This window comes from Pedobacter sp. 22226 (assembly GCF_052045455.1).
Lineage (GTDB): Bacteria > Bacteroidota > Bacteroidia > Sphingobacteriales > Sphingobacteriaceae > Pedobacter > Pedobacter jeongneungensis.
Window position 1 is genome coordinate 662152 of the sequence record NZ_JBQEPB010000002.1, and the last position, 11492, is coordinate 673643.

General features: G+C 40.4%; 7 protein-coding genes. 4 read left to right on the plus strand and 3 right to left on the minus strand.

The features are described 5' to 3' along the window. The first annotated feature begins 114 nt into the window (after positions 1–114). Both ACTJKC_RS06300 and ACTJKC_RS06305 read left to right on the plus strand, forming a co-directional pair. The gene (locus tag ACTJKC_RS06300) at positions 115–612 is read left to right on the plus strand and encodes a hypothetical protein (RefSeq protein ID WP_440790734.1); all 498 of its coding nucleotides are present in this window, start codon (positions 115–117) and stop codon (positions 610–612) included. A 27-nt stretch (positions 613–639) separates the two neighbouring features. After that, on the plus strand, positions 640–1566 hold the full coding sequence (locus tag ACTJKC_RS06305; protein WP_344849333.1) for a bestrophin family protein: 927 nt from the start codon (positions 640–642) through the stop codon (positions 1564–1566). 256 nt (positions 1567–1822) lie between these two features. Here ACTJKC_RS06305 and gyrB read toward each other — a convergent pair whose 3' ends face one another. The 3 genes from gyrB to ACTJKC_RS06320 all read right to left on the minus strand — a co-directional run bounded on the left by gyrB (position 1823) and on the right by ACTJKC_RS06320 (position 5966). Further along, complete coding sequence (gene gyrB / locus ACTJKC_RS06310) at positions 1823–3781, minus strand: DNA topoisomerase (ATP-hydrolyzing) subunit B (protein ID WP_344849332.1); 1959 nt, start codon at positions 3779–3781, stop codon at positions 1823–1825. 359 nt (positions 3782–4140) lie between these two features. Beyond that, on the minus strand, positions 4141–4536 hold the full coding sequence (locus ACTJKC_RS06315) for a hypothetical protein (RefSeq protein ID WP_440790735.1): 396 nt from the start codon (positions 4534–4536) through the stop codon (positions 4141–4143). 365 nt (positions 4537–4901) lie between these two features. Beyond that, positions 4902–5966 (minus strand): IS110 family transposase, encoded by a 1065-nt coding sequence (locus ACTJKC_RS06320; protein ID WP_440790736.1) that lies wholly within the window; start codon positions 5964–5966, stop codon positions 4902–4904. A 547-nt stretch (positions 5967–6513) separates the two neighbouring features. Between ACTJKC_RS06320 and dnaE the strand changes: the two genes are divergently transcribed. Both dnaE and trxA read left to right on the plus strand, forming a co-directional pair. Next, complete coding sequence (dnaE, locus tag ACTJKC_RS06325; protein WP_440790737.1) at positions 6514–10947, plus strand: DNA polymerase III subunit alpha; 4434 nt, start codon at positions 6514–6516, stop codon at positions 10945–10947. A 156-nt stretch (positions 10948–11103) separates the two neighbouring features. Beyond that, positions 11104–11424 (plus strand): thioredoxin, encoded by a 321-nt coding sequence (trxA, locus tag ACTJKC_RS06330; protein ID WP_344849351.1) that lies wholly within the window; start codon positions 11104–11106, stop codon positions 11422–11424. Positions 11425–11492 lie beyond the last annotated feature (68 nt).

Sequence of the window (11492 nt, forward strand, 5' to 3'; positions counted from 1 at the left end):
ATTCTAAAAAGGAGTACACTCTAATCTCATTCTAATCCCGCTCTTATTTCGCTGTAATAACATCGCGCTAAACTTGTATAAATATAGTTCAGTTCATTTAAACAAGATATAGCCATGAAAACAGTATTAATACCAACCGATTTTAAATTAGAAAGCATTAAAATCATCGATGCGCTTGTTCAGCACCAGACAAATGAAACTTTAAACATCATTTTTGTACATGCATTTAAACTGTCAGATTCTATTACTGATATGTTAATGCTGAGTCGCCGCAGCCGCGATTACGAAAATGTTAGCGACGAATTTTATCAGGAGTTAAATAAAGCGAAGGCAAAATACCCTAAGCAAATCAACACCATTGGCATTGAATATTTTTACGGAAGTACAGTAGCCGCTTTCAAAAATTTCTTAGAAGCATTTGAGGTATCCAGCATTGCTTACTTAAAAGCCTATGCCTTTACGCCCATCAACAAATACAGCATCGATCCTAAAATCTTAACAGAACGGGCAGGTTGCGAGGTGATCCAGTTAAATGCCTTAACGGTACACAGCAAAGAAAACCTGATCGACACAAAAATACAGGAAGCGCAATTGCAGGAAGCAAACGCTTAATTATTACACCTATAAAAATTTTATACCATGCTGTTACGAAATAATATTCCGCTCACCTATATATTCGGAAAGATCAAAAAAGAAGTCCTGTTTGTGATAGGCTACTCAATAGGTATTGTGGTTTTATATGAAAATTTTCATGTTACCCGCATATCAATTCCTGTGGCGGTGCCAGCATTATTGGGTACGATCATTTCCCTTTTACTGGCATTTCGTTCTAACCAGGCATACGATAGATGGTGGGAGGCGAGGATTCTTTGGGGCGCCATAGTTAACGATTCGAGAACCCTCTCCCGCCAGATATTGTCTTTCGTAGAAAATCCTTATGGACTTGATGAAATTGAAGAATTTAAGGCCCGTTTTATTAAACGGCAAATTGCCTGGTGTTACGCCTTAAGTCAATCGTTAAGGGGTTTTAATGCCAGAAAAGGCCTTGAAGAATACATCAGCGCCGAAGAAATTGCTTTTATTAAAAAACGTAAGAATGTAACCGCCACCATACTCGAGCTGCATGCCATGGATTTGAAAAAGGCACTGCAGGAAGGCTGGATCAACAAATACCAACAGATAGAAATTGATAAAACCATTACGGGTTTATGCAACCACATGGGTGGATCGGAAAGGATTAAAAACACTGTTTTCCCGGTTACCTACAGCAAGTACATCAACATGTCTATCCATTTGTTTATTGTATTGTTGCCTTTCGGGCTGATTGAATACTTTGGTTATATGGAAGTGCCTTTAGTGGTAGCCATTGCGGCATTCTTCTTACTGGTTGAAAAAATGGCCGTTCATCTTCAGGATCCGTTCGAAAACAAACCTACGGATACGCCAACCACAACCATCTGCAGAACCATTGAGCGTGATCTTTGCCAAATGCTCGATGATAATAAAATATACGAAGACAAGCCACAAACAGAACTGGCTCCGGTTGGATCTTATTACATTTTGTAATATCCCGCCATTAAGATAATCTCATTAGTTTGAGGTGGTTAGTTAATGCCATTAGCTTTCTTTTTGGATAAAAAGAATCTATGGTTTATAGTGTATAAATAAGACAAAAGCCATTCAAATTTGAATGGCTTTGTTTTTTTTCAGTTTTACAAGGAAGTCAGATAATAACGTCGTATGCACAACAAAAAACCCTCTTCAGGATTTTAACTTGAAGAGGGTTCTCGTATATTAAAGTCCCCTTAAGGGGATTTAGGGGTTAAGCATCAATTTTCGCATATTTTGCATTACGCTCAATAAATTCTCTGCGTGGCGCAACCTCATCGCCCATTAACATGGAGAAAGTATGATCGCACTCTGCAGCACTTTCGATGGTAGCCTGTAATAAAGTACGTGTTGCAGGATTTAAAGTAGTTTCCCATAATTGTTCTGCGTTCATCTCACCCAAACCTTTATAACGCTGGATGTGTACACTATCTTCTTTACCGGCACCTTTTAAACGTTGTACAGCCGCATCGCGCTGCACATCCGTCCAGCAATATTCGAATTCTTTACCTTTTTTAACCTGATAAAGTGGTGGCGAAGCAATATAAACATAACCTGCTTCAATTAAGGCCCTCATATAACGGTAGAAGAAGGTTAAAATCAACGTGGTAATGTGCGACCCGTCGATATCCGCATCCGTCATGATTACGATTTTGTGGTAACGCAATTTGGTTAAGTTCAATGCTTTATTGTCTTCCGGCGTACCAATACTTACCCCAATGGCGGTAAACATGTTCTTGATCTCGTCGTTTTCGTAGATTTTATGCTCCATCGCCTTCTCTACGTTCAGGATTTTACCTTTTAGAGGCAAAATGGCCTGAATGTTACGATCGCGACCTTGTTTAGCGGTACCACCCGCCGAGTCACCCTCTACCAGGTAAATTTCACATCTTTCCGGATCACTGTCTGAGCAATCGGCCAGTTTACCAGGCAAACCCGAACCACCCATTACACTCTTACGCTGTACCATTTCGCGGGCTTTACGAGCCGCAGCACGGGCCGTAGCCGCTAAGATTACCTTATTGATAATCATTTTAGCCTCTTTAGGATTTTCTTCCAGGTAATTACCCAGCGCTTCTCCTACTGCAACATCAACAGATCCCATTACCTCACTGTTACCCAGTTTGGTTTTGGTTTGTCCTTCAAATTGTGGCTCCTGTACTTTTACCGAAACTACTGCGGTTAAACCTTCCCTGAAGTCGTCACCGGTGATTTCCATTTTTACGTTCTTCAACAAACCTTCCTTATCGGCATAGTTTTTTAAAGTACGGGTTAATCCCCTGCGGAAACCGGCGATGTGCGTACCACCTTCGTGGGTATTAATGTTGTTTACATAAGAGTGAACATTTTCAGAGTAACTGTCATTGTACTGGAAAGCCAGTTCAACCGGAACACCGTTTTTAATCCCTTCGATATAAATTGGCTCAGCCAGAATAGAGGTACGGGTATCATCTAAAAAGGCAACAAACTCTTTTAAACCACCTTCTGAATGGAAAGTTTCCGAAAAATAAGAACCGTCATCCAGTTTCTCGCGCTCATCGGTAAGCGTTAATTTAATTCCTTTATTTAAGAAAGATAACTCGCGCAAACGACCAGCTAAGGTATCGTATTTGTATTCGGTCGTTTGGGTAAAAATGGTTTCATCCGGAGTAAATGTTACAATGGTACCACGTTTATCAGTAGTTCCAACTTCTTTCACATCATACTGCGGAACACCAATTTTATATTCCTGCATCCAGATTTTACCTTCGCGGTGAACTTCTGCTTTTAAATGGGTAGACAAGGCGTTAACGCAACTTACCCCCACACCGTGCAAACCACCGGAAACTTTGTAAGTATCTTTGTCAAATTTACCACCGGCGTGTAAAACCGTCATAACGATTTCAAGCGCCGATTTATTTTCTTTTTTATTGATCCCGGTTGGAATACCACGACCGTTATCTTCAACCCTGATAGAGTTACCTTCTAAAATCCTGACATCGATCGTATCTGCATGACCGGCCAAAGCCTCATCAATTGAGTTATCTACAACCTCGTAAACCAAATGGTGTAAACCTTTAACACCAGTATCACCTATATACATTGAAGGGCGCTTACGCACCGCTTCTAAACCTTCTAAAACCTGTATATTATCTGCCGAATAATTTGACTTTAAATCCTGTTCTTCGCTCATATTTTAATTAAAAACAATAAGTATCAAAAATACGGAAATTTTGTCATTTAAACTAATATGTGGATAAGTTTTGAGCTGTTAAAAGATTGACGCAAAAGCCTCTCCTATTGGATTAAAAGGGGTTTGAAAAGCAAAACCTGTGTTCCAATTCGCGTCTCTCTTCGCTTTACATTACTCCCGAATTTACATCGTGATCCATTTTGGGTTTATGTGGCCAAAATAATGGTGAATAGGAACGGATTATTCACCAAACGTTCCTACGGAACGAAAAAAAACATTTCATTTTTTTTCTACCGGGAATAGTCCCTAACGGGACGGTTTGTATAAATCAATAACTGCGTGTTATTACAGTAAAATTGTTAAAGTGTTTTTTTAACCACAGATGCACACATATAAACACGGATTTTTATGTCTATAGCATCCTTTTCTCTTTCGAAAGATTTATTATAAATCAAAAAATTGTCTGCCATCTTAACCGCAGAGTCATCAGGGAGTTTTTTAACCACAGATGCACACAGATAAACGCGGATTTTATATTTGTGCGCATCCTTTTCTCTTTCGAAAGATTTATTACAAATCAAAAAATTGCCTGTCATCTTAACTGCAGAGTCATCAGGATGTTTTTGACCACAGATACACACAGATAAATACGGATTTTTATGTGTGCGCATCCTTTTCTCTTTCGAAGATTTATTATAAATCAAAAAATTGCCTGTCATCTTAACCGCAGAGTCATCAGGGAGTTTGTTAACCACAGATGCACAGATAAACACGGATTTTTATATCTGTAGCAGCTTTCTATCTTCAGAAAATCAGGACAAGCTGTAGGTAATTCTCTCTCGGTGCCGTTCCGTAGGAACGATTCCCCGGTAGCCCAATTGTTAAATGGGCGTTTTCGTTCAGTAGGAACGTTTGGTGTTTCGAAATCTGCTATTGCCGCCCTGCAACCCTAAATAGTACCACCAACCGTGCCACTTAAACCCGATGGAAGCGAACATGAAATAAAGCGGACAGGTACTGTCTTTAAAAGCAAATAAAAATTGATAAAAATTTAGCTTCTGAGAAACAATAAATTAAATGCCTTCCATTTGTAAAACAGCACAATAACTTTACCTTTGTTTTAGTGAAAACTTCCTTCAGGAATTTTATCATGTGTAGCTCCGGATTTTTCTGGAGCTATTATTTTGAATTGGGGATTGTATTTCTGCTCATTTTTCCAAAGATGGTACATCATTACCAATAGTTTCTTTTGCACGGCAACATAGCCCTTCATTTTAAATCCTGTCCGCTCAACAACTCTTTCATAAAGGTTTTTAAATTGAGGCTGGTCATCCCTTACTGCACAAAATGCCGGCATAAACAGAATTCTTCTTATACGGGAATTCCCCTTTTTTGATATTTTTGTTTTTCCTATATGCTTCCCTGATTGGTTTTCTATCACATCGTAACCTGAGTATTTCACTAAAGATGCCGAACTTTTAAATAATGTAAACCCATTGGTTTCAGCTACGATTACGCAAAAAGATAGCAGGTTAATTCCTTTTATTGCCGTAATGTTTTCATAGTGAAGATTTAAAACCTTGTCTGTTTTAACAAGCTTTCCCATCGCCTTTTCCATTTCTGCTACTTGTTGTTCGAGCAGTTTTATCGTTTTGTTCAGTTGCTTTATAACTTCCCTGCTCTGGAACTCGGCATGGTTCAGCGCCTCAAGCTGGTTACCGATAACATTGATGGTCTCTTTTAGGTTTTGATGCTGACGGGTATAGTGCCTAAGTTCATACAGTTTCTCACTTCCCGGTGTCCAAGGTTCCAGGTTCTTCTCTGCACCAATCCTCGAAAGGCCGCGGGCATCTATGCTATCGTTTTTAGAGTTTGCCCCGTCTGCCTGCAGGTACTTCTTAGCCTTATTTGGCAATAAAATACTTAACACTAAACCTTTGGAATGCAGGAACCATGCAAGTTGTTCATGGTAAACGCCAGTTGCCTCCATTACTATGCGTAATGGCAATTCTTCTTTCTGGTGCTGCTTAATCCATGTCATAAACTCCTTAAAACCGTTGGAGCTATTAGATAGCTTACGGCTGGATTTCACAGTTACTTTCTGGCTGCAGTCTATAACCGACAAACAGCAATGAAAATCTTTTTTTGATACATCAATTCCGATAGAATACTTTAAGTTCATCATACCTTTATTATTTAGATAGAAATAATCAATAATCGCTCTTAGTTTTTGCTCATGATATAGATGATCCAAATACAACGAAATGGTCAATAGGTACTGTTCAAACTTTAAGAAATAAAAAAGGGAGGGTTATCCTATCACGACGGCATCGATTAATTTCCGTGCCTTGCGGGACTACAAGTTTTTCTCCCTCTTTTGATTATTTTTTATTATAAAGGTAAAGATATTAGCGGGACTGAAGGCCCGATGAAAAACCGAACCAATCATTTCCAAAAATCAATATTGACCACCTAAGCCACATTAGAACATTTAAGGGTAAACCTGATAGGTGTTTTCCACAAAAAAAAAGAAAACTCTGGTGTTAAATAATTTATCTTTTAGAAACGATAAAATCGTTTAGCTATTTATGCACTCGTTAATAAACGAGCGCAAACCCGCAGATTTGTTTGGTCATTTTTTGTTGATAAAATCCTGACAACTTCAACCCTCAAATTCCCTATTTTTGAAGAACCGTTATTATTCTACAACGGCTGATTCTTTACTGCATAATATGTACTTAATTTTTGATACTGAAACCACTGGTTTGCCCCGCAATTTCAATGCACCAATTACCGATACGGATAACTGGCCGCGTTGTATTCAGATTGCATGGCAATTACATGATGAGATGGGGAGATTGGTTGAACATCAGGATTATCTGGTAAAACCAGAGGGATTTAATATTCCTTACGATGCCGAAAGGATTCACGGTATTTCTACCGAGCTTGCTGCTGAGCAGGGGATCGGCTTTGATGAAATGCTTGCCAGGTTTAACGAAGTTTTAAACAAGGCAAAGTTTATTGTAGGCCAGAATGTTGGTTTCGACGTTAACATTATGGGCTGCGAGTTTCACCGTTTTGGTGTGGCCAACCGCCTCGCAGAGATGCCCGTTTTAGATACCTGTACCGAAGTTACCGCCCAGCTTTTGCAATTGCCGGGAGGTAGGGGTGGTAAATTTAAATTGCCAACCTTAACTGAATTGCACTCCTATTTATTTGGCGTTCCTTTTAATGAGGCCCACAATGCTACCGCCGATGTGGAAGCCACCACGCGCTGTTTCTTAGAGCTGGTAAAAAGAGAGGTTTTTAAAAAAGAAGAATTACTAGTTGATGTTGAATATTTCCCCCGTTTTAGGGAGGTAAACCCCGGACTTATTGAAGGTGCGGGTTTAAAGCACATCAACTTAAAAGCAGCATCTGACGAAATCCGTAAACGCCAGCAGAAAACTGAAGGTTCGGGGATTTCTAAACAGGAACTTGCAGGCAATAAACAGGAACTTGCAGCGGCAACTTTTGTGCACCTGCACAACCATACCCAGTTTTCGGTATTGCAGAGTACCATTAGCATCCCCGACCTGGTAAAAGCAGCAGCAGCACAAAAAATGCCTGCGGTAGCCATGACCGATCATGCCAATATGATGGGGGCTTTCCACTTTGTTAATAACGTTTTAAACCACAACAAAGCTGCCGAAGCTAAAAATGCTGCCGCAATAGAAGCCGGCGAGCGCCCAACTGAAGTGGTAATGACACCAATTGTGGGGGTTGAGTTTTTTGTTTGTAATAACCATTTAGACCGTACTGCAAAAGATAACGGGTACCAGATGGTATTATTGGCGAAAAACAAAAAAGGTTATCATAACCTGGCTAAAATGTCGTCGATTGCCTATACCAAAGGCTTTTATTACGTTCCACGTATCGACAGGCAGGTAATTGAACAATATAAAGAAGATATCATTGTCCTTTCCGGAAATCTTTCCGGAGAGATTTCCAATAAAATATTAAACCTTGGCGAAAATCAGGCAGAAGAAGCTTTACTTTGGTGGAAAGCCCAGTTTGGAGATGATTTTTATGTAGAGGTAATGCGCCATAACCAGGAAGATGAAGACCGTGTAAACGAAACCTTAATTGCCCTGGCCAATAAACATGCTGTTAAACTGGTAGCGACTAATAATACCTATTACATTAATAAAAAGGATGCCAACGCGCACGATATTTTACTTTGTGTAAAAGATGGTGAAAAACAGGCCACGCCAATAGGCCGCGGCCGTGGTTACCGTTATGGCTTGCCAAACCAGGAATACTATTTCAAATCGGGCGATGAAATGAAGGCACTTTTTGCCGACTTGCCCGAGGCGATCCTGAATATTCAGGAAATTCTTGATAAAATTGAAATTTACAAACTTGCCCGCGAGGTACTTTTACCGAAATTCGATATCCCTGAAGAATTTTTAGTGGCCGAGGATGAAGAAGACGGTGGTAAACGCGGAGAGAATAAGTTTTTACGTCACCTTACTTACGAGGGCGCCAAAAAACGTTATGGCACGCTAACCCCTGAGGTTACCGAACGTTTGGATTTTGAGTTACAAACGATTGAGAAAACGGGTTATCCGGGTTATTTCTTAATTGTACAGGATTTTATTGCCGAAGCCCGCCGGAGAGATGTTTCTGTAGGTCCGGGGCGTGGTTCTGCTGCCGGTTCGGTGGTTGCCTACTGCCTGTGGATCACGAATATCGATCCGATTAAATACGATCTCCTTTTTGAGCGTTTCCTAAACCCCGATCGTGTATCCATGCCCGATATTGATATCGATTTTGATGACGAGGGCCGCGGCCGTGTAATGGAATACGTAATTAATAAATACGGTGCAAGCCAGGTGGCGCAGATTATTACCTACGGAACCATGGCGGCAAAATCTTCGATCAGGGATACCGCCCGTGTATTGGATTTGCCACTTTTTGAGGCCGATAAAATTGCCAAGCTGATTCCGAATATGAAGCTGGCCAAAATCTTTACACTCGACGAAAAGAGTTTAAAAGATGCACTGCGCCCGGATGAATATGAAAGGGTGGTGGAGTTGAAAAACCTCGGTGGATTAAAAGATTTAAGTGCCGAAACCATACAGCAGGCACAGATTTTAGAAGGATCGTTAAGAAATACCGGGATCCATGCCTGCGGGGTAATCATTACGCCGAGCGATATTACCAATTTCGTTCCCGTATCAGTTGCCAAAGATTCTGATTTATACGTTACCCAGTTTGATAACTCCGTTGTAGAAAGCGCCGGTTTATTAAAAATGGACTTCCTGGGGTTAAAAACCTTAACCCTGATTAAAGACACCGTAAAACTGGTAAAGAAAAGGCATGGCATCGACCTCAATCCGGATAATTTCCCGATTGATGATGTAATGACTTACGAGCTTTTCCAGCGAGGCGAAACCATCGGTATTTTCCAGTATGAGAGTCCGGGCATGCAGAAGTACATGAAAGAGCTTAAACCAACGGTTTTCGACGATTTAATTGCCATGAACGCACTATACCGCCCGGGACCGATGGAGTATATTCCAAGTTTCGTACGCCGTAAAAATGGTGAGGAAGAAATTAAATACGATTTAGATGCCTGCGAAGAATACCTGAAAGAAACTTATGGTATTACCGTTTACCAGGAGCAGGTAATGCTTTTATCGCAGAAACTGGCCGGATTTACCAAAGGTGAGGCCGATGTACTGCGTAAAGCAATGGGTAAGAAACAGAAAGACGTTCTGGATAAAATGAAGCCTAAATTTGTAAAGCAGGCGGCCGAAAAAGGCCACGATGCGTCAACTTTAGAAAAAATATGGAAAGATTGGGAAGCTTTTGCATCCTATGCTTTCAACAAATCGCACTCTACCTGTTACGCCTGGATTGCTTACCAAACTGCTTATTTAAAGGCACATTACCCTGCCGAATATATGGCGGCAGTACTATCCAACAACATGAGCGATATTAAACAGGTGGCTTTCTTTATGGAAGAATGTCGCCAGATGAGTGTTACCGTATTAGGGCCTGATGTGAACGAATCGGATCTTAAATTTTCGGTTAACGCCAAAGGTGAAGTCCGTTTTGGGATGTCGGCCGTAAAAGGAGTGGGCGAAAAAGCGGTAGAAAGTATTATCGAAGAACGGAATGGCAACGGTCCATATGCCAGTGTTTACGATTTTGCAAAACGATCCAACACCCGTATTGTAAATAAAAAAGCTTACGAGAGTTTTGTGTACAGTGGTGCATTTGATGCCTTTGGAGGCCATAGGGCACAGTATTTTTATATCGGCCCGAACGATAAGATGAATGGTATCGAGAAAATTATCAAATATGCCAACGATTTCCAGAATAACGAAAGCACCTCGCAGGCTTCGTTGTTTGGTGGTTCTAAAGCCGATCTGATTTTAGAGCCAAGTTTGCCGGTTTCGCCGGAGTGGGCCTTAATGGACAGGTTGAAATATGAAAAAGATGCCATCGGGATTTTTCTTTCCGGTCACCCGCTGGATAATTATAAACTCGAACTCGACAAATTCTGTACCCACGGTGTCAGGCAGCTCAGCATCATTAACAAGGTGCGTATGGGCGATAACAACGAAGAAGTTTTGGCCGAATTTGAAAAACTGAAAAACCGCGAGCTTTGTGTTGGTGGTTTGGTGGTAACGGCATCGCAACGGATTACCAAAACAGGGAAACCTTTCGGAACTTTTGTGTTCGAAGATTATGATGATGCCAGCGAAATGGCTTTATTTGGTGAAGATTTCCTAAAATTCAAATCCTTTTTAACCGAAGGCTATTTCTTACAGATCAGGGGAAGGGTAGGCGAGCGTTTTGGAAAAGCCGGCGATTGGGAGTTTAAGATTACCGCAATCAACCTCATGTCCGAACTGCGTGATAAACTTGCTAAAAGTTTAACCATTCAGGTGCCTATTGAACGTGTTAACGATCAGCTGATGAGGGAAATCGAAGCCATATTAGCAGACAATAAGGCAAATTCTGAGCAGCAGAACTGCCAGCTTAACTTTGCCGTTTTTGATAGCGAAAAGCAGATCATGCTCGATTTACCCTCGAAAAATTTAAAAATAAACCCCAATAACAAGTTCTTAGAACAATTGATGGGAATGAATGTTGTAAATTATAAGCTTAATTAGGCATAGGGCATAGTGTTTAAAGCGTGGAGGCTTAAAATTACACTATGCACTAAGCTCATTGCCCTATGCCTCTCCCTCAAAATAATGTCAAATTGACATTACAGATGTTATGGCATTACAATTGAATACATATATTTGAACATAAAAAAAATAATTATGGCATTAGAAATCACAGATGCAAACTTCGAGGAGCTTGTATTAAAATCAGATAAACCCGTATTAGTAGATTTTTGGGCAGAATGGTGTGGCCCTTGTCGCATGGTTGGTCCGGTAGTAGAAGAAATCGCTAAAGAATATGATGGTAAAGCGGTAGTTGGAAAAGTAAACGTTGATAACAACCCTCAAATTTCGATGCAGTTTGGTATCCGTAACATCCCTGCTTTATTATACTTTAAAGATGGACAAGTAGTAGACAAACAAGTTGGTGCAGTTCCAAAATCAATTTTAGCAGGTAAATTAGATAAGCAAATCGCTTAAATAAACGTTGAAGGCGAATGGTAGAATGTTTAAGGAAACCCAAAGCCCAAAACCTCACTAATAATATT

What these genes read in the sequence shown, in the direction of transcription:
- trxA (WP_344849351.1), top strand. Translation starts at nt 11,104, where the DNA reads ATGGCATTAGAAATCACAGATGCAAACTTCGAGGAGCTTGTATTAAAA.
- dnaE (WP_440790737.1), top strand. Translation starts at nt 6,514, where the DNA reads ATGTACTTAATTTTTGATACTGAAACCACTGGTTTGCCCCGCAATTTC.
- ACTJKC_RS06300 (WP_440790734.1), top strand. Translation starts at nt 115, where the DNA reads ATGAAAACAGTATTAATACCAACCGATTTTAAATTAGAAAGCATTAAA.
- ACTJKC_RS06305 (WP_344849333.1), top strand. Translation starts at nt 640, where the DNA reads ATGCTGTTACGAAATAATATTCCGCTCACCTATATATTCGGAAAGATC.
- gyrB (WP_344849332.1), bottom strand. Translation starts at nt 3,781, where the DNA reads ATGAGCGAAGAACAGGATTTAAAGTCAAATTATTCGGCAGATAATATA.
- ACTJKC_RS06320 (WP_440790736.1), bottom strand. Translation starts at nt 5,966, where the DNA reads ATGATGAACTTAAAGTATTCTATCGGAATTGATGTATCAAAAAAAGAT.